We start from the raw sequence: 24,575 nt of genomic DNA, 5'->3' as shown, positions 1-24,575 counted from the left end.
GCTGTCGAAGACGAAGCATTTTCTGCGAAAGAGGAACTCGGGATGACGGAGACCGTCGGTGGCTCCAGCAAGAAGACGGCCACCCGCAACGGCGCGGGGGACAAGCGGGCAGGCCTGAAGGTGGAGCGGGTCCACACCACCGAGGGCAAGCACCCCTACGACGAGGTGACCTGGGAGCGCCGCGACGTCGTGATGACGAACTGGCGCGACGGCTCGGTCAACTTCGAGCAGCGCGGCGTCGAGTTCCCCGACTTCTGGTCGGTCAACGCGACCAACATCGTCACCAGCAAGTACTTCCGTGGCGCGGTCGGCACCCCGCAGCGCGAGCACAGCCTGCGCCAGCTGATCGACCGCGTGGTGAAGACCTACGTCGAGGCGGGCGTGAAGCACGCGTACTTCGCCACCGAGGCCGACTCGGTCACCTTCGAGCACGAGCTGACCTGGATGCTGCTGCACCAGGTGTTCAGCTTCAACTCGCCGGTGTGGTTCAACGTCGGCACCAGCTCGCCGCAGCAGGTCAGCGCGTGCTTCATCCTCGCGGTGGACGACACGATGGAGTCGATCCTGAACTGGTACCGCGAGGAGGGCCTGATCTTCAAGGGCGGCTCCGGCGCGGGCCTGAACCTCTCGCGCATCCGCTCCTCCAAGGAGCTGCTGTCCTCCGGCGGCACGGCGTCCGGCCCGGTGTCCTTCATGCGCGGCGCGGACGCGTCCGCGGGCACCATCAAGTCGGGCGGCGCCACGCGTCGCGCGGCCAAGATGGTCGTGCTCGACGTGGACCACCCCGACGTCGAGGAGTTCATCACCACCAAGGCCCGGGAAGAGGACAAGGTCCGCGCGCTGCGCGACGCCGGGTTCGACATGGACCTGGGCGGCGCGGACATCGTGTCGGTGCAGTACCAGAACGCGAACAACTCCGTCCGGGTGTCGGACGAGTTCATGCACGCGTTCGAGAACGGCGGCCAGTTCGGGCTGCGCGCCCGGCAAACCGGCGAGGTCATCGAGCAGGTCGACGCCAAGGGTCTGTTCCGCAAGCTCGCCGAGGCCGCGTGGGCGTGCGCCGACCCGGGCATCCAGTACGACGGCACGATCAACGACTGGCACACCACGCCGGAGTCGGGTCGGATCACCGCCTCGAACCCGTGCTCGGAGTACATGCACCTGGACAACTCCAGCTGCAACCTCGCGTCGCTGAACCTGATGAAGTTCCTGGCCGACGACGGCACGTTCAAGGCGGAGCTGTTCGCCAAGTCGGTCGAGCTGGTCATCACCGCGATGGAGATCTCGATCAGCTTCGCGGACTTCCCGACCCCCGCGATCGGCGAGACCACCCGCAAGTTCCGCCAGCTGGGCATCGGCTACGCCAACCTGGGCGCGCTGCTGATGGCGACCGGCCACGCGTACGACTCGGAGGGCGGCCGCGCGCTGGCCGCCACCATCACGTCGCTGATGCAGGCCGTGGCGTACCGGCGGTCCGCCGAGCTCGCGGGCGTCGTCGGCCCGTACGAGGGCTACGCCCGCAACGCCGAGGGCCACCAGCGGGTGATCCGCAAGCACGCCGCGGCCAACGACCTGATCCGCACCCACGGCTCGGACGACGCCGCGGTGCTCAAGGTCGCGACCCGCGAGTGGCAGGAGTGCCAGCGCGTCGGCGCGCTCAACGGCTGGCGCAACGCGCAGGCCAGCGTGCTGGCGCCCACCGGCACCATCGGCCTGATGATGGACTGCGACACCACCGGCATCGAGCCCGACCTGGCGCTGGTCAAGTTCAAGAAGCTGGTCGGCGGCGGGTCGATGCAGATCGTGAACCAGACCGTGCCGCGCGCGCTGCGCTCCCTGGGTTACCAGGAGGAGCAGATCGAGGCCATCGTCGAGTACATCGGCGAGCACGGCCACGTGGTGGACGCGCCGGGGCTGCGCACCGAGCACTACGAGGTGTTCGACTGCGCGATGGGCGACCGGTCGATCGCGCCGATGGGTCACGTCCGGATGATGGCCGCGGTGCAGCCGTTCATCTCGGGCGCGATCTCCAAGACGGTGAACATGCCGGAGGCGGCGACCGTCGAGGACGTCCAGGAGATCTACCACCAGGGCTGGAAGCTGGGCCTCAAGGCGCTCGCGATCTACCGCGACAACTGCAAGGTCGGCCAGCCGCTGTCCGCCGGCAAGTCGGCGAAGGCGTCCGCGACCTCGTCCGCCTCGTCGGAGACCAAGACCGAGACGGTCGTGGAGTACCGCCCGGTCCGCAAGCGCCTGCCCAAGAAGCGCCCGTCGCAGACGGTGTCGTTCACGGTCGGCGGCGCGGAGGGCTACCTGCACGCCGGGTCGTACCCGGACGACGGCCTCGGCGAGATCTTCGTGAAGCTGGGCAAGCAGGGCTCGACCCTGGCGGGCGTGATGGACGCCTTCTCGATGTCCATCTCGGTCGGCCTCCAGTACGGCATCCCGCTGGAGTTCTACGTCTCGAAGTTCCAGAACCTGCGCTTCGAGCCGGCCGGCATGACCGACGACCCGGACGTGCGCATCGCGACCTCGGTCCTGGACTACCTGTTCCGCAGGCTGGCCCTGGACTACCTGCCCTACGAGAAGCGCGCGCAACTCGGCATCTTCACCGCCGACGAGCGCACCGCGCAGGTGGCGTCGGACTACGGCACCACGTCGTCCGACGTGGACCTGGAGGGCCTGCGCACGTCGGTGGACAACACGCCGACCACGGAGGTGGTCGAGAAGCCGAAGCCGGCGGACGTGCGCGTGGGCAGCTCCACGGAACTGCTGGAACTCCACCTGGGCAAGGCCGCCGACGCGCCGCTGTGCATGACCTGCGGCACGAAGATGCGCCCGGCGGGCTCCTGCTACCTGTGCGAGGGCTGCGGCTCGACGTCCGGTTGCAGCTGATCCGTCGATCGACCGGGGCCGGTGTCGCGAACGTCGCGACACCGGCCCCCGGCCGTTCTGGCACCGGTACGTCCAGCACCCTGCCTGTCGGGAAGCAGGGGTATCCCGGCAGAACCGCACAGGAGGTCGCCAGGTCCGACACCTCGGCCAGTGCACACCCGGAAGTCCCGCACGCCGGGCGGTCGCGCCGGTGGCGACCGGCCGACCCGCCGAACCACCGCGACGGCCGGGGGCTCGTCCAGTCGATCGGCTTCAGCGACGACGAGCAGTTGCGCCACTGGCTGGTGGGTGCCGGGAGGTGACGCCCCACGAGTTCCACCGGGCAGGCCTGACCGCTTGACCTTGCCGTTGGCGGCAGGGTTCCAGGATCGGTGCTGTGCAACGAGTTGTGGTGGTGACCGGTGGTGGGACCGGGATCGGGGCGGCGGCCGCGCGGGGGTTTCTGGCCGAAGGGGCGACCGTCGTCGCGGTCGGGCGGCGGGCCGGGGTGGTGGGCGCGGTGGACGGGGTGCACCCGCTCGTCGCGGACGTGACCGCAGACGCCGAGCGGGTGGTGGGTGAGGTCCTGGAGCGGTTCGGGCGGGTGGACGTGCTGGTCAACAACGCCGGGATCGTGCGGGACGGTGCCTTGGGGGCGGTGCGGCGGGAGGACGTCGAGGACCAGGTGGCCACCAACCTCGTCGCGCCCCTGTTGTTGACGCAGGCCGCGTTGCCCTCCCTGCGGGACGGCGGGGTGGTGGTGAACGTGAGCACGGCCGTCGGGCAGCGCGGGTGGCCGACGAACTCCGCCTACGCCGCCACGAAGGCGGGGCTGGACGCGCTCACCCGGAGTTGGGCGGTGGAGCTCGCGCCGTTCGGGGTGCGGGTCAACGCGGTGGCTCCCGGCGCGATCGACACGCCCATCGCCGACCACCAGGGGCTGTCGCCGGAACGGAAGGCAGCGTTGCGGGCCTGGCAACTCGCGCACACGCCCGCCGGGCGGATCGGGCGGGCCGAGGAGGTGGCGCGGGCGGTCGTGTTCCTGGCCTCGCCGGACTCCGCGTTCATCACCGGGGTGGTGCTGCCCGTGGACGGGGGCGCGGTCGTGGCGTGATAGCACGTGACGTCATGCGGATCGGGGAGTTGGCGCGGGTCACCGGGACGACGGCGCGGGCGTTGCGGCACTACGAGGCGGAAGGGCTGATCTCGTCCGGTCGGGCCGCCAACGGCTACCGCGACTACGCACCCGACACCGCCACCAGGGTGCGCAACATCCGGTACCTGCTGGAGGCCGGGTTGACCCTGGACGACGTGCGCGCGTTCGGCCCGTGCCTGGACGGCGACGTCGCGACCGCGCCGCCCTCGCCGGTCGGGTTGCGCGTCGCGCGCGACCGGTTGGCCGTGCTGGACGCCCGGATCCGCGCTCAGGTCGAGGCACGCGACCGACTGGCGGACTCGCTGCGCCGCTTCACCTGACGGCCGACGCCCGGCGGCGGCCCGGGGCGCGAACCCCGGGCCGCCGGCGGGCTCACGTGCGCTTGAACAACTTGTTGCCCAGCCAGACGATCGGGTCGTAGCGGCGGTCCGCGACGCGTTCCTTCATCGGGATCAGGGCGTTGTCGGTGATCTTGATGTGCTCCGGGCACACCTCGGTGCAGCACTTGGTGATGTTGCACAGGCCGAGCCCGTGCGCGGACTGGGCCGCGTCCACCCGGTCGGCCTCGTCCAGCGGGTGCATCTCCAACTCCGCCACGCGCATCAGGAACCGCGGGCCGGCGAAGGACTCCTTGTTCTCCTCGTGGTCGCGCACGACGTGGCAGGTGTTCTGGCACAGGAAGCACTCGATGCACTTGCGGAACTCCTGCGAGCGCTCGACGTCCACCTGGGACATCCGGTAGTCGCCCGGCGCCAGGTCCTTCGGCGGCCGGAACGCCGGGATCTCGCGCGCCTTCACGTAGTTGAACGACACGTCCGTCACCAGGTCCCGGATCACCGGGAACGTGCGCATCGGGGTGACCGTGACGACCTCGTCCTCCGTGAACACCGACATCCGGGTCATGCACAGCAGCCGCGGCACGCCGTTGATCTCCGCCGAGCACGAGCCGCACTTGCCCGCCTTGCAGTTCCACCGCACCGCCAGGTCCGCGGTCTGGGTGGCCTGCAACCGGTGGATGACGTCGAGGACCACCTCGCCCTCGTTCACCTCCACGGTGAAGTCCTCCAACCCGCCGCCGGACGCGTCGCCCCGCCACACGCGGAAGCGCCCCTGGTAGCCCATGTCAGCCCTCCAACTCGTCGGCGGTCAGGTACTTCTCCAGCTCGCCGCGCTCGAACAGCGCCAGCAGGTCCGCCCGGATCGGGATCTGCGGCTGTTCGACCACCGCCACCCCGGCCGCGGAAGTGGTGCACACCAACAACTTCCGCCGCCACTCGGCGTCCATGCCCGGGTAGTCGTCGCGGGTGTGGCCGCCCCGGCTCTCGGTGCGCAGCAGCGCCGCCCGCGCCACGCACTCGCTGACCACCAGCATGTTGCGCAGGTCGAGCGCGAGGTGCCAGCCCGGGTTGAACTGCCGGTGCCCCTCCACGGTGAGCGACGCCGCCCGGCGCTTGAGCTCGTCCAGCCGCTCCAGCGCCCGGCCCATCTCCTCGGACCGCCGGATGATGCCGACCAGGTCGTTCATCGACTGCTGCAACTCCAGGTGCAGCGTGTACGGGTTCTCGCCGCCCTCGGGACCGGCGAACGGCGCGAGCGCCACCCGCTGCGCCTCCACGACCGCGTCCTCCGAGCACACCGGACGGGCGGAAAGCCCCGCCACGTAGGTGGAAGCGCCCGCGCCCGCGCGCCGGCCGAACACCAGCAGGTCGGACAGCGAGTTGCCGCCCAGCCGGTTCGAGCCGTGCATGCCGCCGGACACCTCGCCCGCCGCGAACAGCCCCGGCACCGACGACGCGCCCGTGTCCGGGTCGACCTGCACGCCGCCCATCACGTAGTGGCACGTCGGCCCGACCTCCATCGGCTGGGCGGTGATGTCGACGTCGGCGAGTTCCTTGAACTGGTGGTGCATCGACGGCAGCCGCCGGACGATCTCCTCGGCGGGCAGCCGGGTCGACACGTCCAGGAACACGCCGCCGTGCTCGGAACCCCGGCCCGCCTTGACCTCCGAGTTGATCGCCCGCGCCACCTCGTCGCGCGGCAGCAGTTCCGGCGGCCTCCGGTTGTGCTCGGGATCGGTGTACCAGCGGTCGGCCTCGGCCTCGTTGTCGGCGTACTTCTCCTTGAACACCTCGGGGATGTAGTCGAACATGAACCGCCGGTCGTCGGAGTTGCGCAGCACGCCTCCGTCGCCGCGCACCGACTCGGTGACGAGGATCCCCTTCACCGACGGCGGCCAGACCATCCCCGTGGGGTGGAACTGGACGAACTCCATGTTGATCAGCGACGCGCCGGCGCGCAGGGCCAGCGCGTGGCCGTCGCCGGTGTACTCCCACGAGTTCGACGTGACCTTGAACGACTTGCCGATGCCGCCGGTGGCCAGCACCACGGCCGGCGCCTCGAACAGCACGAAGCGGCCCGACTCGCGCCAGTAGCCGAACGCGCCCGCCACCGCGTCGCCGTCCTGCACCAGGTCGGTGACGGTGAACTCCTGGAACACCTTCAGCCGGGACTCGTAGTCGCCCGTCTCGGCGAAGTCGTCCTGTTGCAGCGACACGACCTTCTGCTGCAACGACCGGATCAGCTCGAGCCCGGTCCGGTCGCCGACGTGCGCCAGCCGCGGGTACTCGTGGCCGCCGAAGTTGCGCTGGCTGATCCTCCCGTCCTTGGTCCGGTCGAACAGCGCGCCGTAGGTCTCGAGCTCCCACACCCGGTCCGGCGCCTCCTGCGCGTGCAGCTCGGCCATCCGCCAGTTGTTGAGGAACTTGCCGCCGCGCATGGTGTCGCGGAAGTGCACCTGCCAGCTGTCGTGGGAGTTGGCGTTGCCCATCGCCGCCGCGATACCGCCCTCGGCCATCACGGTGTGCGCCTTGCCGAACAACGACTTGCACAGCACCGCCGTGCGCATCCCGTGTTCCCGGGCCTCGATCGCGGCGCGCAGGCCCGCGCCGCCGGCTCCGATCACGAGGACGTCGAACGAATGCCGTTCCACCTCGGGCAAAGCTGCTCCTTAGTTGATGATCCGGAGGTCGTCGATCGTCCCGGAGGCGACCAGCGCGACGTAGAGGTCGGTGACGCACACGAAGATCAGCGACGCCCACGCCAACTGCATGTGGCGGGCGTTCAGCTTGGAGATCCGCGTCCACATCCAGTAGCGCACCGGGTGCTTCGAGAAGTGCTTGAGCCGCCCGCCCGCGATGTGCCGGCACGAGTGGCAGGACAGCGTGTACGCGCCCAGCAGGCCCACGTTGACCAGCAGCACGAGGTTGCCCAGCCCGAGCCCGGTGCCCAGCGCGTAGATCGCGTCGTAGACGTTGATCAGCAGCAGGAGCGACGCCGCGTAGAAGAAGTACCGGTGCAGGTTCTGCGCGATCAGCGGGAACTTCGTCTCACCGCTGTACTTCGCGTGCGGCTCAGCCACCGCGCACGCGGGCGGCGACATCCACGCCGCGCGGTAGTAGGCCTTGCGGTAGTAGTAGCAGGTCACCCGGAATCCGAGCAGGAACGGGAGAATCACCACCGGCGGCGTCAGGAACCCGGGCAGCGCGGGCAGCGGCCGACCCAGGTGGGCGGCGGCCGGCAGGCACTCCTGGCTCAGGCACGGCGAGTACATCGGGGTCAGGTAGTGGTAGTCGTCGACCCAGTAGTAGTCGCCCATGAACGTCCGCACGGCCGCGTAGATCGAGATCAGCAGCAGACCCGCGAACGTCGTCAACGGCGGTATCCACCACCGGTCCGTCCGCAACGTGCGCTGGGCGATCTGCGCCCTCATACCTCACCTCGGTTCCACGTCGTTGTGGTGCGCAGTGGTTCGGGAGCAAAGCGGAACCGGCCCCCGCGCGGTGTGCGCGCGGGGGCCGGCTCGTCGTCGGTCAGGTTCGGCGGTAGCCGCCGAGCCCCTCGTCGTCGGCGTCGTGCCACAGCTTCGGGTCGTAGGGGCCTTCCGGCACGACCACGACCTCGCGTTCCACCCTGGGCGCCTCGCGCTGTCTGGGCGTGCCGTCCAGGTCCGTCAACTCGGTCGCGTCGATGTCGAGCCGCTCGACGTCGTTGGCGAGTCGCTGCACGGCGGCCACGTCGCCGTACCGGTTGCGCAGGCCGCCGACGCACTGACGCAGTCGGCCGAGCGCGCGACGCAGCTCCACGATCTCGGAGGAAGTCATGGTCAGCACCTCCCTAGGTGGTCCGGGTGCCGACTCTGCACCTTCCGGCCCGCTGTGACAAGCACCACAACCCGGACCGGGGTGTCTCATTCACTGAATCGTTTTTGTGACGATCATGTGTCGTGACATAGTGTGCGGGCTGTCACGTCCATTCGTGCGACGCCAGCGCTGTCCTCGCACCGGGCCACCCACCAGGCCCGTGATTCACCCCACGGAGACAGCGAGCCATGACCCTGCACCCGATCGTCGCCGAAGTGACGGCGCGGATCGCCGCCCGCAGTGCCGCCAGCCGCTCCGCCTACCTCGACCGGGTGGCGCAGGCCGCCCAGGACGGTCCCGCCCGCCGCGACATGGCGTGCAGCAACCTCGCGCACGGCTTCGCCGGGATCACCGGCGGTGACAAGGACCTGCTGCGCGCGGTGCGCCGGCCGAACGTCGCCATCGTGTCCGCGTACAACGACATGCTCTCGGCGCACCAGCCGATGGACGAGTACCCGGCGTGGATCAAGGACGCCGCGCGGCTCGGCGGAGGTGTCGCCCAGTTCGCGGGCGGCGTGCCCGCCATGTGCGACGGGATCACCCAGGGCCGCGCCGGGATGGAGCTGTCCCTGTTCAGCCGGGACGTCATCGCGATGGCCACCGGCGTCGCCCTGTCGCACGAGATGTTCGACTCCGCGCTGCTGCTCGGCGTGTGCGACAAGATCGTCCCCGGGCTGCTGATCGGCGCGCTGTCGTTCGGGCACCTGCCCGCGATCCTGGTGCCCGCCGGCCCGATGAACTCCGGCCTGCCCAACTCGGAGAAGGCCCGCGTCCGGCAGCTGTTCGCGGAGGGCAAGGCCACCCGCGAGGACCTGCTGGAGGCCGAGTCCGCGTCCTACCACAGCCCCGGCACCTGCACGTTCTACGGCACGGCCAACTCCAACCAGCTGGTGGTCGAGGTGATGGGCCTGCACCTGCCGGGCGCGAGCTTCGTTCCGCCGGGCACGAAGCTGCGCCGCGCGCTGACCGAGGAGGCCGCGCGCCGCGCCGTGGAGATCAGCCGGGGCGAGGAGTACACCCCGATCTCCCGGGTGGTCGACGTGAAGTCCGTGGTCAACGGCGTGATCGCGCTGCTGGCCACCGGCGGGTCGACCAACCACACCATGCACCTGGTCGCGATCGCCTCGGCCGCGGGCGTCGAGCTGGGCTGGGACGACTTCGCCGAGCTGTCCGCGGTGGTGCCCCTGCTGACCCGCGTGTACCCCAACGGCACCGCGGACATCAACCACTTCCAGGCCGCGGGCGGCGTGCAGTTCCTGGTGCACACGCTGCTGGAGGCCGGGCTGCTGCACGAGGACGTGCACACGGTCGCCGGTCCGGGCCTGGCCCGCTACCGCCGCGAGCCGGTGCTCGTCGAGGGCGCGCTGACCTGGCGGGACGGTCCCGGTCGCACGCTGGACCCGGACGTGCTGCGGCCGGCGGCCGAGCCGTTCGCGCCCGACGGCGGGCTGCGGATGCTCGCGGGCAACCTGGGCCGCGCGGTGATCAAGGTGTCGGCGGTCGCCGCCGCGCAGCGGGTCGTGCAGGCGCCCGCGCGCGTGTTCACCTCGCAGGAGGGGTTCAGCGCCGCGTTCAAGGCGGGCGAGCTGGAGCGGGACGTCGTGGTCGTGGTGCGGCAGCAGGGCCCGCAGGCCAACGGGATGCCCGAGCTGCACAAGCTGACCCCCGCGCTGGGCGTGCTGATGGACCGGGGTTTCCGGGTCGCGCTGGTCACCGACGGCCGGATGTCCGGCGCGTCGGGCAAGATCCCGGCGGCGATCCAGGTGACGCCCGAGGCGGCCGTCGGCGGTCCGCTGGCCCGGGTGCGCGACGGCGACGTGCTGCGGGTGGACGCCGAGACCGGCACGCTCGAGGCGCTCGTGGACCCGGCCGAGCTCGCCGCGCGCGACCTGGTGGACTTCCCGCCGGACGCGCAGGCGTGGACCGGCACCGGCCGCGAGCTGTTCGCCGCGCTGCGCCGCGCGGTCGGCCCGGCGGACCGGGGCGCCAGCGTGTTCGGACCCATCGCGGCCTCGCACTTCGCGGGCCGGATCAACCAGGAGGTGACCCGGTGACCACCAGCGCGCAGCTGCTGGAGCTGTCCCCCGTCGTGCCCGTCGTCGTGGTGGACGACGCCGCCGACGCCGTGCCGCTGGCGAGGGCGTTGCTGCGGGGCGGTGTCGGCGTGATCGAGCTGACCCTGCGCACGCCCGCCGCGCTCGCCGCGATCGAGCGGGTCGCGGCCGAGGTGCCGGGCATCGTGGTCGGCGCGGGCACCGTGACGACGCCGGAGCAGGCCGGGCAGGCGCTCAAGGCCGGCGCGTCGTTCCTGGTCACCCCCGGCGCCACCACCCGGCTGCTGGACGCGGTGGAGGACACCGGGCTGCCGTTCCTGCCGGGCGCGGCGACCGTGTCCGAGGCGCTCGTGCTGGCCGAACGCGGCCTGACGGCGCTGAAGTTCTTCCCGGCCGAGGCCTCGGGCGGCGTCGACTTCCTCAGGTCGGTCGCCGGACCGCTGCCCGGGCTGCGGTTCTGCCCGACCGGCGGCATCTCGGTGACGTCCGCGCCGTCCTACCTGGCGCTGCCCAACGTCGGGTGCGTCGGCGGTTCCTGGTTGACCCCGAAGGACGCCGTCGCGTCGGGCGACTGGGAGCGGATCGCGGAGTTGGCCGCGGCCGCCGCCGCGCTGTCGTCCGCGCCGCCGTCCAGGTAGGCGACCACCTCGGGGATCGAGTCAAACACGGGCGCGCCGGTCGCCTCCAGCCGACCGCGACCGGTGACGCCCGTGGTCACCAGCACCGCCCGCGCGCCGACCCGGTGCGCGGCCACGGCGTCGTCCACCACGTCGCCGACCACCACCACGTCCGCCGGGTCGAGCCCCTGCGCGGCCAGGTGCGCGACGAGGTGCTCCTCCTTCGACCCGCCGCTGCCGACCCTCAGCCCGTCGACCCTGGTGAACAGCGGGTCCAGGCCGTGCCGGGCGACCAGCGGCACCAGTTCGTCGTGGTACCACATGGACAGCAGCGACTGGGTGCGCCCGTGCAGCAGGTCGGGCACGCCCGGCGCGAGCGGGCAGGTGTCCAGCAGCGACCGGTACTCGTCGTGGAAGAGCACGTCGACCAGCGCCCAGTCGTCGACGGACAGCTCCCGCCGCAGCAGCGTCTCGTAGCAGCGCTGGAGCGGCCTGCCGAACGCCTCCCGCCACCCGTCGATCGTGATGGGCTCGCGCCCGAAGTGCCGGCACACCGCGTTGACCGCCGCCACCGTGGCCGTGTTGTCGGCCAACAACGTCCCGTTCCAGTCCCAGACCACGTGCACCGGGCCACTTTATGCGCCGGTGAGCACCACACCGCGTGCACCAGCACGGGTTCCCGGCCGTCCGGCACACCCGCGTCCCGAACGCCCCTTATGCTCCCCGTGGGGGTGTTTTCGGATCATGAGGACGACTTCGGTCGCCGAACCCGGCTGGCAGGTCGGGTTGGTGTGGACCGCTTTCCCGGTGCTCGGCGCGGCCCTGGTGTACGGCGTGAAGGCCGCGGCCGGGTGGGTCGCGGGCCTGGCGTGGGCGCCCGCGCAGGGCCTGTTCCGGCTGATCTCCACGATCCCGGAGCCGGCGGCGACACTCGGCGCGGTGGGCCTCGGCCTGGCCGGCGGCCTGGTGATCTCGTTCATCGCCGCGGCCGAGCGGCTGCGGGTCGAGGTGGCCGACGAGCAGGTGGTGCTCGACCGGGGCGGCCAGGAGACCGGGTACGACCGGACCGCGATCTCCGGCGTGTTCCTGGACGGCAAGAAGCTGGTGCTGCTCGGGCTGGACTCCGCGGAACTGGCGCGCGAGGGCTCCGACCTGGACGCCGGTGCCCTGTCCGACGCCTTCCAGTCGCACGGCTACCCGTGGCTGCCCGAGGACCCGCACCGCGACGAGTACCGGCGGTGGGTGCGCGGGATCCCCGAGCTGCCGGCGGGCGCGGACGCGCTGCTCCACGCGCGGGCCGAGGCGCTGCGCAAGGGCGAGGAGGAGGACGTGGCGCTGCTCCGCGCCGAGCTGGCCAGGCTCGGCGTCGTGGTCCGCGAGGAGAAGAAGCGGCAGTTCTGGCGGCTCGCCCGTCGGGGGTAGCCTGACCGGCGATGCGCAACACGGTGTTCCGCAAGTTGATGGCGAACGAGTTCGGCCGGATCCGGTCGGAGATGGTGGCCCGCGACCACGTGATGTCCGCGCTGGGCGGCCGCACCGCCGACCAGGCGCTGGACGACGGGTTCCCGGCCAAGGAGGTCTGGACCGCGGTGTGCGACGCCTTCGAGGTGCCCGAACACCGCCGCTGACCGGGCGTGTCGCCCCTCCGGTCGAACACCTGTTCGGCTACACTGCCGGACACGACCGAGTGACCACACCCGCAGGTGACCCGGTCCTCGCCGAAAAATGTCGGACCCCACCCGTACCGTCGGCCCCGACATCGCACAGCGACCCAAGACAACCGAGGTGGATTCCAGATGGCACCCCAGGCACCCGACCGGGACAAGGCACTCGAGCTGGCCCTCGCCCAGATCGACAAGCAGTTCGGCAAGGGCTCCGTGATGAGGCTCGGCGAGGACGGCCGCGCCCCGATCGAGGTGATCCCGACGGGCGCGATCGCGCTCGACGTGGCCCTCGGCATCGGCGGCCTGCCGCGCGGCCGCGTGGTCGAGATCTACGGCCCGGAGTCGTCCGGTAAGACGACGGTGGCCCTGCACGCGGTGGCCAACGCGCAGCGCAACGGCGGCATCGCGGCGTTCATCGACGCCGAGCACGCGCTGGACCCGGATTACGCGAAGAAGCTGGGCGTCGACACCGACGCGCTGCTGGTGTCGCAGCCGGACACCGGCGAGCAGGCGCTGGAGATCGCGGACATGCTGGTCCGCTCGGGCGCGCTGGACATCCTGGTGATCGACTCGGTGGCCGCCCTGGTGCCGCGCGCCGAGATCGAGGGCGAGATGGGCGACAACCACGTGGGCCTCCAGGCCCGGTTGATGAGCCAGGCGCTGCGCAAGATCACCGGCGCGCTGAACACCTCCGGCACCACCGCGATCTTCATCAACCAGCTGCGCGAGAAGATCGGCGTGATGTTCGGCTCGCCGGAGACCACGACGGGCGGCAAGGCGCTGAAGTTCTACGCCTCCGTGCGCCTGGACGTGCGCCGCATCGAAACCCTGAAGGACGGCGGCGAGCCGGTCGGCAACCGCACCCGCGTCAAGGTCGTGAAGAACAAGGTCGCCCCGCCGTTCAAGCAGGCGGAGTTCGACATCCTCTACGGCCACGGCATCAGCCGCGAGGGCTCGCTGATCGACATGGGCGTCGACCAGGGCATCCTGCGCAAGTCGGGCGCCTGGTACACCTACGAGGGCGACCAGCTGGGCCAGGGCAAGGAGAACGCGCGCAAGTTCCTGCGCGAGAACCCCGACGTGGCCAACGAGATCGAGAAGCGCATCAAGGACAAGCTCGGCATCGGCGCAACGCTGGACGCGGACGAGACCGCACCCGCGCCGGTCGACTTCTGATCCCGTGGCAGTAGGCCGAGGAGGTCGCGGCCGACACCGCGACCCCACGCCCACCGACGGCGAGGACGAAACCCCACCCTCCCCACCCGACCCGGCCAGGGAGCAGCGCAAGGCGACAGACCTCTGCTACGCGCTGCTCACCGCCAGGCCGAGAACCCGCCAGGAACTCCACGAAGCGCTGCTGCGCAAGGGAATCACCCCGGAAACAGCAACCACGGTCCTGGCGAAGTTCGACCGAGCGGGCCTGATAGACGACACGGCCTTCGCCGAACTCTGGGTCCGCTCCCGCCACACCCACCAGGGCCTGAGCAGAAGAGCCCTGACCAGAGAACTGAAGCAAAAGGGCGTCCCGGACGAGGTGGCCGAAGAGGCACTGTCCACAGTGGACGAAGAAGCAGAACGCACCAGAGCGGCAGCCCTGGTGCGAAAAAAGCTGAAAACAATGTCCACCCTGGACACCCAGACAAAAACCCGCCGCCTGGTAGCCACCCTGGCCCGCAAGGGCTACCCGGAGGGCCTGTCCTACCGAGTGGTGAAAGAAGAACTCAAGGCCCAGGCAGAAGACACCACCCCCCTGGACCTCCCACCACAGGACTGACCCACGCACCAACCCCAGCCACGCGCGCAGCGCACACAGCCCAAGCCAGGCGTGCTCTCCCCGTATGGCCTGGGCGAAGCCCAACCGCATGTGTCAAGGGGGCACACGACGCACAACGCACGCGTCATTCGGAACGGCCCCCTTGACGCATGTGGTTGCCTCAGGCAGGCCATACGGGGAGAGCATGCAACCGCCCTACCTCCCCGGAGGCGCTGCCCGTCCGGCGAGGACGCCCTTAAATCCCTAAACCCGGCCCACCACGGGAACGCACATCCCGGCAAGCCACACACTACCGACCCCGACCAGTCCACACAGGACTGTCCACGTAGTAGTTGTCGAACCGCTCCCCAGAGCGAGCGATCTCCCCGACACCCGCCTCCCCCACCCGAACCCGCTCCAACAACCGGTAGTACTCAAACCGCCCGACCCCGGGCGTGAACACGCACAACACATCCGCCTCCTCCCCCTCCGCAGCCCCGAAGGCATGCGGCACCCCAGGCGGAACCGACAAGAAATCCCCACCTCTCAGGGAGACGACCTCCTCCCCCACCAAAACCTCCAACACCCCACCGACCACGAAGAACATCTCCGAAGCCAGCCGGTGGAAGTGCGGAGGAGCCCCACCCTCGCGCCCCACGAACCGGGACCGGTTCACCGAAGCCGCCCCGGAGTCGGCCAGCAGCGAGATCACCGCCTCAGGCGCCCCGACCCGCTCGGCCTGACCCTCACGAACCAACACCACACCATCCCTGATCTCCACACCAGGAACGATCCCCCACCCCACCAGCGCGAACAACGCCGACTCGGGTATCAACCGATAACCTGAGGGTTATGGAACACCGGGACCTGGAGATCTTCCTGACCCTGGCCGAAGAACTCCACTTCAGCCGAACGGCAACCCGCCTGCACATCTCCCAGGCCCGGGTGAGCCAATCGATCAAACACCTGGAACGCCACGTCGGCGCGCCGCTGTTCACCAGAACCAGCCGCCGGGTGACCCTGACCCCGCTGGGCGCCCGACTCCGAGCCGACCTGGCCCCGGCCTACCAAGGCGTCCTCGACGCGATCTCCCGAGCCACCCGAGCAGCACGAGCCCACCTCAGAATCGGCTTCGAGGCGCCGGCACTGGCCGACCTCCTCCCCCACCTCCACGCCTACCGCAAATCCCACCCCACCACGGAAATCCACATCCGGGAGGCAGACTTCCGCACCCCGCTCGCCCTCCTCCGGTCGAACGAGGTGGACGTCCTGATCACCACCCGCCCGCCCACCCCGGACCTGATCCTCGGTCCCGCGGTCCTGACCGAACCCCTGGTCCTGGCCACCGCGACCACCCACCGCCTGGCCGAAGCCCCCACGATCACCCTGGCCGACCTGGCCGGCGAGGAGATCTTCACCGCCTCCTACACCCCTCCACTGCCCACGAGCCCCCGCGGCTTCGCCACCTTCCAGGAACTCCTGACCGCGATCGCCGCCGACGAGGGCGTGTGCCCCCTGGCCGCCCACGCCGCCACCTACTTCACCCGCCCGGGAATCACGTTCACCCCGATCAGCGACGCGCCACCCCTGCGCTGGTCCATGCTCTGGCGAAAATCCGACGAACCACCCACAGTGCGCGATTTCGCCGCGACAGCACGCTAATCTCGAGCCGTGCTGCTCCTCATGGACACCCTCACCGACGACCCCACGGGCATGTCCTCCCCGATCGCCACGATCGCGATCATCGCGGGCCTGGTGGCCGCCATCGTGGTGGGCCTCCGCGCCCTCTGGACCAACCGCAAGCGCTGACCCGCGGGATCAAGCCCTCCGCAGGGAGGCGAACAGGCACACCACCAACAACGGCAACGCGGTGAACCCGACGATCAACGCCAACGTCGCGTAGGACCACCCGGTCACCACGATCCCGGCGACCACCCCGCCGGCCGCACCACCGATGTTCATGCACAGGTCCGACAACCCCTGGGCAGCCGGCCGATCGGCCACCGCCACGGACTCGGTCAACAACGCCGAGCCCGACACGAGCCCGGCCGACCACCCGAGCCCCAACAGCGCCAACCCGACGGCCAACTGCGGCGCGTCGTGCGACTGGGCCATCCCGGCCACCCCGGACGCCGCCACCAGCAACGCGGCCCCGATCGCCAGCACGGTGATCCGCCCGATCCGGTCCGCCAGCCACCCGAACAGCGGACTGGCGATGTACATCGCCGCCACGTGCAGGCTGATCACCAGCCCCACCACCCGCAGCGACGACCCGGCGTGGTCCATGTGCACGGGCGTCATCGACATCAGCCCGACCATCGCCATGTGGCACAACACGACACCGGCCAGCGCCAACCGCGCCATCGCCGACAACGAGCGCCACAGCGTCAGCGCGCCCCGGGTGTCCCCACCCCCACCGGCGCAGTGCGCGGCGGGCGCGACCACCGCGGCCCGCGCCACGACCAGCGGATCCGGCCGCAACCCCCACAGCACGACCAGCGCCGCGCCGCCGAACAGCGCGAACGACAGCAGGTAGGGCCCGGCCCCGACCGGCAGCTGCACCCGCACGGCCAACCGCCCGGCCGGGTCGGCCAGGTTCGGCCCGAGCACCGCGCCCAGCGTCGCCGCCCACACCACGAGCGCCAACGACCGCGCCCGCCGCCGCGGGTCGGCCAGGTCCGTGCCCGCGTACCGGGCCGCCAGGTTCGCCCCGGACGCCGCGCCGAACAGCACCAGCGCCCCGACCAGCACGTACCACGACCCGAGCACCACGCCGCAGGCCGCGACCGCGGCGCCCGCGGCGCCGATCCCGTACCCCGCGACGAGCGCCGGGCGTCGGCCGAGCCGCTCGGCCACCCGGGCCGCCGGCAGCGCGAACAGCGCCGCGCCGACCACCGCGGCGGTCTGGGCGAGCCCGCCCACCGCGTCCGAGCCGGACAGCGCCGCGGCGATCAGCGTGCTGACCGCCAACCCGATCGTCACGCCCGCCGAACCCAGCACCTGGGTGACGGACAGCACGCGCAGCACCTTGCGCTGCACCTGGTCCACCGAGGTAGTCGTCATGGTCTGAAAACCGTCGCACGCACGCTCGGAGACCGGACAGCCGCCGTCCGGGTCAGGTGCCCGGCTGGACATGGGACTCGAAGAAGTCGGCGATCGCGTCGGCGGTGAGGTCGTCGCCGCCACCGCTCTTGGTGATGATGCCCAACAGCGGCCGGTCGTTCGCGGTGAACGCGAGCAGCCCCAGCCCGCCGTCGGCCGACGCGCGGTACTTGCCCTCGAGCCCGTTGCCCGACCACGGGGCCTCGACCACGTCGGCCTTGAGCGACCGCACCACCGCGTCCGCGCCCTGCTGGGCGCCGGTGACCGTCTCGGTGAGGATGTACTGCACGGCGTAGTCGTCCTGCAACGCGCAGCTCACGACGGTGCCCTTGATGGCGTCCAACCCGGACACGCCCGCCGAGCCGCCCACCTTGCAGGTGGCCGAGTCGGGCACCGCGCCCGCCAACTGGCGCAGGCACCGGGAGAAGCCCTTGTCGTCGGCGGCGGTGTCGTTCTTGCAGTCCGCGGCGCTCGGCACGGCCGAACCCGGGAACACGAAGATCCCGCCCACCACCAGCAGCGCGACGACGACCGCCGCGCCGACGCCCAGCAGCGCGCGGTGGGGCTTCTTCTTCTCCTCGCGGGTCACCGCCGGGAAGTTGAACTGCTGCTGCCCGACCCGGTACGGGCCGCTGACCGCCGGGTTCACCTGGTAGGGGCCACTGGCGTTCGGGTTGACCTGGTAGGGCCCGCTCGCGTGCGGGTTCACCTGGAACGGACCGCTCGCGTGCGGGTTGACCTGGTACGGACCGCTGACGGTCGGGTTGTGCGGACCGCTCGTGGCCGGATTCGGCGGCGGCGGCCCGACCGGCTTGGTGACCACCGTTGCCGGTTCGGCCGACTTGGGCGGCGAGTCCTGGGTGCGCGGGCTGATGCCGTCCTTGGGCACGTGGTGCGCGCCGAGCGCGACGGCCGTCTCCGGCTGGTCCAGGCTCGTCGGCACGACCCGGACCTGCTCCGCGATCATGGTCGCGACCAGCGGGATCCGGCTCGCGCCACCGACCAGGTAGATGCCCGCGAGGTGTTCGGGCGACATGCCCGTCGACCGGATCGTGGCGGCGAGCAGCTCGACGCTGCGCAGCATGCTCGGCCGGACCAGCGCCTCCAGGTCGGACCGGCTGACCAGCACGTCCTCGAACGGCTCGGGCATCGGCACCTCGGTGTGCGGGTGCCGGGACAGCGACTCCTTGGCCGCGCGCACGTCCTCCTGGAGCGCGCGCCTGGCCCGCCGGTCCGCGGTCGACTCGGGCCGCAGCAGGCGCTGCCAGCGCGCCGGGTCGCGGTGCGAGACCTGCCGGCCGACGTGCTCCAGCAGGGCCTGGTCGACGTCCAGGCCGCCGAGGTCGGGCAACCCGTTCTCGGCCAGCACGGTGAAGCCGCTCTGGGTGGCGCCGACGATCGCGACGTCGAACGTGCCCGCGCCGAGGTCGTAGACCGCGAGGGCCTGCCCGATGGACAGGGACGCGTAGTGCGACGCCGCCGCGACCGGTTCGGGCACCAGCACCAGCTCGCCGGACACGCCGGCCAGCCTGGCCGCGGACGCCAGCACGTTGCGCCTGGTGGGACCCCACTCGGCGGGGTGGGTGAGGCGGACCTCGTCCACGACCTCGCCGCCCAGTTGGCGCGCCGTCTCCTCCAGCACCCGGCGCAGCACGGCGGCCAGCGCGTCGGTGACCGGCACGACGTTCTCGCCCAGCAGCAGCGCGCCCTCGTCCACCCGGCGCTTGGGGTTGGGCTCGAACCGCGACGGGTCCAGCCGGGCGCGCCGCTCGGCGTCCCGGCCGACGACGAGGGTGCCGTCCTCCTCGCAGTAGACCGCGGAGGGCATGGTGGCGGACCCGTCGACCTCGACCACGCGCGGTGGCCTGCCGCGCGCGGCCAGCACCGCCACGGTGTTGGAAGTCCCCAGGTCGACGGACAGCACGCGCATGGGCACAGACTCTGCCACAGCGCTGATCACGCCGATGGCGGATACCGCCCCGGCCGTAATCGGAAATTGTCGTACCCCTCGGTCAAGATGTCACCGTGGACGTTCTGGCGGCTTTCTCCCCGGCGACCCGGCAGTGGTTCGCCGGGGCCTTCGCCGCGCCCACCGCCGCCCAGGCGGGCGCGTGGGCCGCGGCGGCCAAGGGCGAGCACGCGCTGGTCGTGGCGCCGACGGGCTCGGGCAAGACGCTGGCCGCGTTCCTCTGGGCGCTGGACAAACTCGCGTCCGGCCCGGCGCCCGCCGACCCGAGGCGACGCTGCCGGGTGCTCTACATCTCACCGCTGAAAGCGCTGGCCGTGGACGTGGAGCGGAACCTGCGCGCGCCGCTCGCGGGCATCCGGCAGGCCGCGCACCGGCTGTCGCTGCCCGAGCCCGCGATCACGGTCGGCATGCGCACCGGTGACACGCCGGCGGACGAGCGGCGGTCGTTCGCCCGCACGCCGCCGGACGTGCTGGTGACCACGCCCGAGTCGCTGTTCCTGGTGCTGACCTCGCAGGCGCGCGAGTCGCTGCGCGGGGTCGAGACGGTGATCGTGGACGAGGTGCACGCGGTCGCCGGCACCAAGCGCGGCGCGCACCTGGCGCTGTCCCTCGAACGGCTGGACGCGTTGTTGGAGCGGCCGGCCCAGCGGATCGGCCTGTCGGCGACGGTGCGGCCGGTCGAGGAGGTGAGCGCGTTCCTCGCGGGCGGGCGGCCGGTGACGCACGTGCAGCCGAAGATCGCCAAGACCATCGAGGTCGAGGTGGAGGTGCCGGTCGAGGACATGTCCGTGCTGGGCGAGCCGACGGGCGAGGTGTCGGGTTCGGCGGCGGGCGCGGAGCGGCGGGCGTCGATCTGGCCCGCGGTGGAGCAGCGGGTGCTGGACCTGGTCCGGCGGCACCGGTCCACGATCGTGTTCGCGAACTCGCGCCGGCTGGCCGAGCGGCTGACGGCGCGGCTGAACGAACTGGCCGAGGAGGAGGCCGAGCGGGCCGCCCTGCCCGACCTGGACCTGCCCGAGGGCGTGCCGGCGGACGAGCGGTGGCGCGACCTGGGCCTGGCCGACTTCGGCCGGCTGCCCGCCGACCTGCTGGACGACACCGACTCCCCCGACGCCGACTCGCCCGATACCGACGCGTCGTCCGACCGCCTCGGTCCGGTCTTCGCCACCGGCTTCCCCCGGGACGGGCGGCCCGACGTCGGCGCCGCGATCCGGGCCGAGGTCCGCACCGACGTCCGGCCGGACGAGCGGCGGGCGCGGCGGGAGAAGTTCGCGGCGGAGGCGGTGGGGCAGTCGGGGGTCACCACGCAGCGGGCGGCGACGATCGCGCGGGCGCACCACGGGTCCATGTCGCGCGAGCAGCGGACCGTCGTGGAGGAGGAGCTCAAGTCCGGCCGGCTGCCCTGCGTGGTCGCGACGTCGTCGCTCGAACTCGGCATCGACATGGGCGCGGTCGACCTCGTGGTCCAGGTCGAGGCGCCGCCCACGGTCGCCTCCGGGCTGCAACGCGTGGGGCGCGCCGGGCACCAGGTGGGCGCGGTGTCGCGCGGGATCATGTTCCCCAAGTTCCGGGGCGACCTGGTGTCGTGCGCGGTGGTCGCCGAGCGCATGCGGGACGGCGCGATCGAGGCCGTCCGCTACCCGCGCAACCCGCTGGACGTGCTGGCGCAGCACGTGGTCGCGATGGTCGCGATGGAGACGTGGACGGTCGAGGCGCTGGCCGGGCTGGTGCGCCGGGCCGCGCCGTTCGCCGCGCTGCCCGAGGCCGCGCTGCGCGCCGTGCTCGACATGCTGTCCGGCCGCTACCCGTCCGAGGAGTTCGGCGAGCTGCGGCCGCGGATCACCTGGGACCGGATCACCGGCGAGCTGCGCGGGCGGCCCGGCGCGCAGCGGCTGGCGGTGACCTCCGGCGGCACGATCCCCGACCGCGGCCTGTTCGCGGTGATGACGCCGTCGTCCGAGAGCGGTCCGGGTTCGCGGGTGGGCGAGCTGGACGAGGAGATGGTGTACGAGTCGCGGGTCGGCGACACGTTCCTGCTGGGCACCTCGTCGTGGCGGGTCGAGGACATCACCCACGACCGGGTGATCGTGGTGCCCGCGCCCGGTCAACCCGCGCGGATGCCGTTCTGGAAGGGCGACTCGCCCGGTCGTCCGCTGGAACTGGGGCGGGCGCTGGGGAAGTTCCTCCGCGAAGTGTCCACAATGGACCCCGAGGCGGCCGCCGAGCGGACCGCGCGGGCCGGGCTGGACGCGTGGGCGACCTCGAACCTGGTGGCGTACCTGACCGAGCAGCGCGAGGCGACCCGGCACGTGCCGAACGACCGCACGGTGCTGGTGGAGCGGTTCCGCGACGAGCTGGGCGACTGGCGGCTGGTGGTGCACTCGCCGTTCGGCGCGCAGGTCAACGCGCCGTGGGCGCTGGCGATCGCGGCCGGGTTGCGCGAGCGGCGCGGTGTCGAGGTGCAGACGGCGCACTCGGACGACGGCATCGTGATCCGGCTGCCGGACGCGGTCGACCTGGACGGTGCCGCGGTCGTGGCGGGCGCCGAGGACGTGCTGCTCGACCCGGACGAGGTCGAGCAGGTCGTGGTGGCCGAGGTGGGCGGCTCGGCGCTGTTCGCGGCCCGGTTCCGGGAGTGCGCGGCCCGGTCCCTGCTGCTGCCCCGCCGCGACCCGCGCCGCCGCACCCCGTTGTGGCAGCAGCGGCAGCGGTCGGCGCAACTGCTGTCGGTGGCGGCGAAGCACGAGAGCTTCCCCGTGGTGCTGGAGGCGATGCGCGAGTGCCTCCAGGACGTGTACGACGTGCCGGGGCTCAAGGAGCTGATGTCCGACGTGCGGGCGCGCCGGGTGCGGGTGGTCGAGGTGGAGACGCCGTCGCCGTCGCCGTTCGCGCGCAGCCTGCTGTTCGGCTACGTCGGCATGTTCCTCTACGACGCGGACACGCCGTTGGCCGAGCGCCGGGCCGCCGCGCTGTCGCTGGACTCGGCGCTGCTGGCGGAACTGCTGGGGTCCGAGGCCATCCGCGAGCTGCTCGACCCGGAGGTGGTCGAGGAGGTCGAGCGCGCGCTGCAACGCCTCGCTCCCGACCGGCACGCGCGGGACGCGGAGGGCGCCGCCGACCTGGTGCGGTTCCTGGGCGACCTGTCGGAGGCGGAGGCGGCCGAGCGCGGCGTCCGGCCGGAGTGGCTGGCGGACCTGGTGGCGCAGCGGCGGGTGCTGCGGGTGCGGATCGCCGGGCAGGAGCGGGTGATCGCGGTCGAGGACGCGGGCCGGGTGCGCGACGCGCTGGGCGTGGCGCTGCCGGTCGGGGTGCCCGAGGTGTTCACCGAGCCGGTCGCGGACCCGGTGGGAGATCTGCTGTCCCGGTACGCGCGCACGCACGGTCCGTTCCCCGCCGCGCAGGCCGCCGAGCGGTTCGGGCTGGGCGTGGCGGTGGTGACGGGCGTGCTGGAGCGGATGGCGGGCACCGGTCGGCTGGTGCGCGGCGAGCTGCGGCCGGGCGGCACGCACACCGAGTACTGCGACGCCGACGTGCTGCGGCGGTTGCGGCGGGCGTCGCTGGCGCGGCTGCGCGCCGAGGTGGAGCCGGTGGAGCCCGCCGCGCTCGGCCGGTTCCTGCCGGGCTGGCACGGGATCGGCGTGCGACGGCGGTCCGGGCCGACGGTCGACGACGTGTACTCGGTGGTCGAGCAGCTGGCCGGCGCGCCGCTGCCGGCGAGCGCCGTCGAGTCGCTGCTGCTGCCCTCGCGGCTGCCCGGCTACCACCCCGCGCTGCTGGACGAGCTGACCGCGTCGGGCGAGGTCACCTGGACGGGGTGCGGCTCGCTGTCCGGCGGTGACGGCTGGGTCGCGCTCGCGCCGACGGACGTGGCCGACCTGCTGCTGCCGGACCTGGTGCCCGAGGCGCGGCCGGAGTCGCCGCTGCACCTGGCGGTGCTGGAGTCGCTGGGCGGTGGCGCGCTGTTCTTCCGGCAGGTGGTCGACCGGGTGTCGCTCCAGGGGCCGACGTCCGACGGCGAGGTGGTCGGCGCGCTGTGGGACCTGGTGTGGGCGGGCGTGGTCACCAACGACACCCTCGCGCCGTTGCGCGCGCTGGTCGCGGGTGGCGGCGCGGCGCACAAACCCCGGCGTGCCGCGCCGCGCGGCCGGTACGCGCGGATGCGGGCGGGCCGGCCGGACCTGCCCAGCCGCACGGGTCCGCCGACGGTGGCCGGGCGGTGGTCGCTCGCCGTGCTGCCGGGCGCCGACCCGACCCGCCGGGCGCACGCGCGGGCCGAGGCGTTCCTGGAGCGGCACGGCGTGCTGACCAGGGGCGCGCTGGACACCGAACGGGTGACGGGCGGGTTCAGCGGGGTGTACCGGGTGCTGCGGATGATGGAGGAGTCCGGCCAGGTGGTGCGCGGTTACGTGGTCGAGGGCCTGGGCGCCGCGCAGTTCGCGGCCAAGGGCGCCGTGGACCGGCTGCGCGCGTCGTCCCGCGCGCCGGACCAGGACCACCTGGGCGACCCCCGTGCCGTGGTCCTGGCCGCCGCCGACCCGGCCCAGCCCTACGGCGCGGCGCTGTCGTGGCCGGACCCGGTCGGCGACACGAAACACCGCCCGGGCCGCAAGTCCGGCGCGCTGACCGTGCTGGCGGACGGCGTGCCCGCCCTGTACGTGGAACGCGGCGGCCGCTCGCTGCTGACCTTCACCGACGACGAACCGGCCCTCCGCGCCGCGGCCCAAGCCCTGAGCCGCGCGGTCCGGGACGGCTGGCTCGGCCGCCTGGCCGTGCAGAAGGCGGACGGGGAGGTGGCGCTGGGCACGAAACTGTCGACAATCCTCCAGGAAGCAGGCTTCCGAGCCACACCTCAGGGCCTACGCCTCCGCCCCTGACCACCCGCCCTCCGGCCACCGCCACGTCGACCGGCCCCGAACGCAGAGGTCGAGCCTGGCCGCTGGTCCAGGTACCTGAGGCCTGGGGTCTGAGGCCTGGACGCCGCCCGGAGGCCGCCGCCCGCGAGGCCTGGGGCCTGGGCGCAGCCCGATGGCCGCCAGTCGCGAAGCCTGGGCCGCCGGCGGGGATCCGGGGCCGCCGGTCACGAGGCCTGGGGCCTGGACGCAGCTCGGAGGCCGCCGGTCGCGAGGGCTGGGCCGCGCCGATCATGGGCCGCCGGCGGGGATCGGCAGTCGTGGGCGACGGCCGGGT

At 72.3% G+C, this 24,575-nt stretch carries 19 protein-coding genes and 1 pseudogene; 12 read left to right on the top strand and 8 right to left on the bottom strand.

All coding sequences use genetic code 11. The annotated features are described in order from the left end of the window. The first annotated feature begins 42 nt into the window (after positions 1-42). The 3 genes from AB0G50_RS12920 to AB0G50_RS12910 all read left to right on the top strand — a co-directional run bounded on the left by AB0G50_RS12920 (position 43) and on the right by AB0G50_RS12910 (position 4,350). On the top strand, positions 43-2,895 hold the full coding sequence (locus tag AB0G50_RS12920; RefSeq protein WP_360106344.1) for a vitamin B12-dependent ribonucleotide reductase: 2,853 nt from the start codon (positions 43-45) through the stop codon (positions 2,893-2,895). A 376-nt stretch (positions 2,896-3,271) separates the two neighbouring features. Beyond that, positions 3,272-3,988, top strand: a complete 717-nt coding sequence (locus AB0G50_RS12915) for an SDR family oxidoreductase (RefSeq protein ID WP_360106341.1) — start codon at positions 3,272-3,274, stop codon at positions 3,986-3,988. Continuing rightward, a complete protein-coding gene (locus tag AB0G50_RS12910; protein WP_360106338.1) occupies positions 3,985-4,350 on the top strand; it encodes a MerR family transcriptional regulator in 366 nt (121 codons plus the stop codon). The genes AB0G50_RS12915 and AB0G50_RS12910 overlap by 4 nt, the downstream gene beginning before the upstream one ends. A gap of 52 nt (positions 4,351-4,402) precedes the next feature. Here AB0G50_RS12910 and AB0G50_RS12905 read toward each other — a convergent pair whose 3' ends face one another. The 4 genes from AB0G50_RS12905 to AB0G50_RS12890 form a co-directional block, all read right to left on the bottom strand. Continuing rightward, entirely contained in the window at positions 4,403-5,152 is a 750-nt protein-coding gene (locus AB0G50_RS12905; RefSeq protein WP_360106335.1) for a succinate dehydrogenase/fumarate reductase iron-sulfur subunit, read from the bottom strand. A 1-nt stretch (position 5,153) separates the two neighbouring features. Beyond that, a complete protein-coding gene (locus AB0G50_RS12900) occupies positions 5,154-7,028 on the bottom strand; it encodes a fumarate reductase/succinate dehydrogenase flavoprotein subunit (protein ID WP_360106332.1) in 1,875 nt (624 codons plus the stop codon). 9 nt (positions 7,029-7,037) lie between these two features. Further along, positions 7,038-7,799 carry a hypothetical protein gene (locus AB0G50_RS12895; RefSeq protein ID WP_360106329.1) on the bottom strand — a complete coding sequence of 254 codons (762 nt, stop codon included), beginning with the start codon at positions 7,797-7,799 and terminating at the stop codon, positions 7,038-7,040. Between the two features lie 100 nt (positions 7,800-7,899). After that, a complete protein-coding gene (locus AB0G50_RS12890) occupies positions 7,900-8,190 on the bottom strand; it encodes a hypothetical protein (RefSeq protein ID WP_360106326.1) in 291 nt (96 codons plus the stop codon). Between the two features lie 227 nt (positions 8,191-8,417). Between AB0G50_RS12890 and edd the strand changes: the two genes are divergently transcribed. After that, positions 8,418-10,283, top strand: coding sequence for a phosphogluconate dehydratase (edd, locus tag AB0G50_RS12885; RefSeq protein WP_360106323.1), 1,866 nt, complete (start codon positions 8,418-8,420; stop codon positions 10,281-10,283). Then, the gene (gene eda, locus AB0G50_RS12880; RefSeq protein ID WP_360106320.1) at positions 10,280-10,921 is read left to right on the top strand and encodes a bifunctional 4-hydroxy-2-oxoglutarate aldolase/2-dehydro-3-deoxy-phosphogluconate aldolase; all 642 of its coding nucleotides are present in this window, start codon (positions 10,280-10,282) and stop codon (positions 10,919-10,921) included. The genes edd and eda overlap by 4 nt, the downstream gene beginning before the upstream one ends. A gap of 20 nt (positions 10,922-10,941) precedes the next feature. Here the strand turns inward: eda and AB0G50_RS12875 are convergent. Next, positions 10,942-11,520, bottom strand: a pseudogene (locus AB0G50_RS12875) (HAD hydrolase-like protein); the annotation flags it as partial. Positions 11,521-11,644: 124 nt separating this feature from the next. On the opposite strand from AB0G50_RS12875, the gene AB0G50_RS12870 reads away from it, so the two are divergent. The 4 genes from AB0G50_RS12870 to AB0G50_RS12855 all read left to right on the top strand — a co-directional run bounded on the left by AB0G50_RS12870 (position 11,645) and on the right by AB0G50_RS12855 (position 14,338). Then, positions 11,645-12,322: a hypothetical protein gene (locus tag AB0G50_RS12870; protein ID WP_360106317.1), complete on the top strand. Its 678-nt coding sequence runs from the start codon at positions 11,645-11,647 to the stop codon at positions 12,320-12,322. An 11-nt stretch (positions 12,323-12,333) separates the two neighbouring features. Beyond that, the gene (locus AB0G50_RS12865) at positions 12,334-12,528 is read left to right on the top strand and encodes a DUF3046 domain-containing protein (protein ID WP_360106314.1); all 195 of its coding nucleotides are present in this window, start codon (positions 12,334-12,336) and stop codon (positions 12,526-12,528) included. A 168-nt stretch (positions 12,529-12,696) separates the two neighbouring features. Next, the gene (gene recA / locus AB0G50_RS12860; protein WP_360106311.1) at positions 12,697-13,740 is read left to right on the top strand and encodes a recombinase RecA; all 1,044 of its coding nucleotides are present in this window, start codon (positions 12,697-12,699) and stop codon (positions 13,738-13,740) included. A gap of 133 nt (positions 13,741-13,873) precedes the next feature. Further along, positions 13,874-14,338 (top strand): regulatory protein RecX, encoded by a 465-nt coding sequence (locus AB0G50_RS12855; RefSeq protein ID WP_360106577.1) that lies wholly within the window; start codon positions 13,874-13,876, stop codon positions 14,336-14,338. A 289-nt stretch (positions 14,339-14,627) separates the two neighbouring features. Here the strand turns inward: AB0G50_RS12855 and AB0G50_RS12850 are convergent, their stop codons facing one another. After that, the gene (locus AB0G50_RS12850; RefSeq protein ID WP_360106308.1) at positions 14,628-15,152 is read right to left on the bottom strand and encodes a cupin domain-containing protein; all 525 of its coding nucleotides are present in this window, start codon (positions 15,150-15,152) and stop codon (positions 14,628-14,630) included. Between the two features lie 17 nt (positions 15,153-15,169). On the opposite strand from AB0G50_RS12850, the gene AB0G50_RS12845 reads away from it, so the two are divergent. After that, entirely contained in the window at positions 15,170-15,979 is an 810-nt protein-coding gene (locus AB0G50_RS12845) for a LysR substrate-binding domain-containing protein (RefSeq protein WP_360106305.1), read from the top strand. Positions 15,980-15,988: 9 nt separating this feature from the next. Beyond that, positions 15,989-16,126 (top strand): hypothetical protein, encoded by a 138-nt coding sequence (locus tag AB0G50_RS12840; RefSeq protein WP_360106302.1) that lies wholly within the window; start codon positions 15,989-15,991, stop codon positions 16,124-16,126. 9 nt (positions 16,127-16,135) lie between these two features. Here AB0G50_RS12840 and AB0G50_RS12835 read toward each other — a convergent pair whose 3' ends face one another. Continuing rightward, complete coding sequence (locus tag AB0G50_RS12835; protein ID WP_360106299.1) at positions 16,136-17,380, bottom strand: MFS transporter; 1,245 nt, start codon at positions 17,378-17,380, stop codon at positions 16,136-16,138. A gap of 52 nt (positions 17,381-17,432) precedes the next feature. Beyond that, positions 17,433-19,349, bottom strand: coding sequence for an Hsp70 family protein (locus tag AB0G50_RS12830; protein ID WP_360106296.1), 1,917 nt, complete (start codon positions 19,347-19,349; stop codon positions 17,433-17,435). 95 nt (positions 19,350-19,444) lie between these two features. On the opposite strand from AB0G50_RS12830, the gene AB0G50_RS12825 reads away from it, so the two are divergent. Continuing rightward, complete coding sequence (locus AB0G50_RS12825; RefSeq protein WP_360106293.1) at positions 19,445-24,262, top strand: DEAD/DEAH box helicase; 4,818 nt, start codon at positions 19,445-19,447, stop codon at positions 24,260-24,262. Positions 24,263-24,575 lie beyond the last annotated feature (313 nt).

This window comes from Actinosynnema sp. NPDC020468 (assembly GCF_040642015.1).
GTDB lineage: Bacteria > Actinomycetota > Actinomycetes > Mycobacteriales > Pseudonocardiaceae > Actinosynnema.
Note: the sequence above shows the minus strand (reverse complement) of the source record. Positions and strands in the feature narration are given on the sequence as shown.

What these genes read in the sequence shown, in the direction of transcription:
- AB0G50_RS12920 (WP_360106344.1), top strand. Translation starts at nt 43, where the DNA reads ATGACGGAGACCGTCGGTGGCTCCAGCAAGAAGACGGCCACCCGCAAC.
- AB0G50_RS12905 (WP_360106335.1), bottom strand. Translation starts at nt 5,152, where the DNA reads ATGGGCTACCAGGGGCGCTTCCGCGTGTGGCGGGGCGACGCGTCCGGC.
- AB0G50_RS12895 (WP_360106329.1), bottom strand. Translation starts at nt 7,799, where the DNA reads ATGAGGGCGCAGATCGCCCAGCGCACGTTGCGGACGGACCGGTGGTGG.
- AB0G50_RS12890 (WP_360106326.1), bottom strand. Translation starts at nt 8,190, where the DNA reads ATGACTTCCTCCGAGATCGTGGAGCTGCGTCGCGCGCTCGGCCGACTG.
- edd (WP_360106323.1), top strand. Translation starts at nt 8,418, where the DNA reads ATGACCCTGCACCCGATCGTCGCCGAAGTGACGGCGCGGATCGCCGCC.
- AB0G50_RS12870 (WP_360106317.1), top strand. Translation starts at nt 11,645, where the DNA reads ATGAGGACGACTTCGGTCGCCGAACCCGGCTGGCAGGTCGGGTTGGTG.
- AB0G50_RS12865 (WP_360106314.1), top strand. Translation starts at nt 12,334, where the DNA reads ATGCGCAACACGGTGTTCCGCAAGTTGATGGCGAACGAGTTCGGCCGG.
- recA (WP_360106311.1), top strand. Translation starts at nt 12,697, where the DNA reads ATGGCACCCCAGGCACCCGACCGGGACAAGGCACTCGAGCTGGCCCTC.
- AB0G50_RS12845 (WP_360106305.1), top strand. Translation starts at nt 15,170, where the DNA reads ATGGAACACCGGGACCTGGAGATCTTCCTGACCCTGGCCGAAGAACTC.
- AB0G50_RS12835 (WP_360106299.1), bottom strand. Translation starts at nt 17,380, where the DNA reads ATGACGACTACCTCGGTGGACCAGGTGCAGCGCAAGGTGCTGCGCGTG.
- AB0G50_RS12830 (WP_360106296.1), bottom strand. Translation starts at nt 19,349, where the DNA reads ATGCGCGTGCTGTCCGTCGACCTGGGGACTTCCAACACCGTGGCGGTG.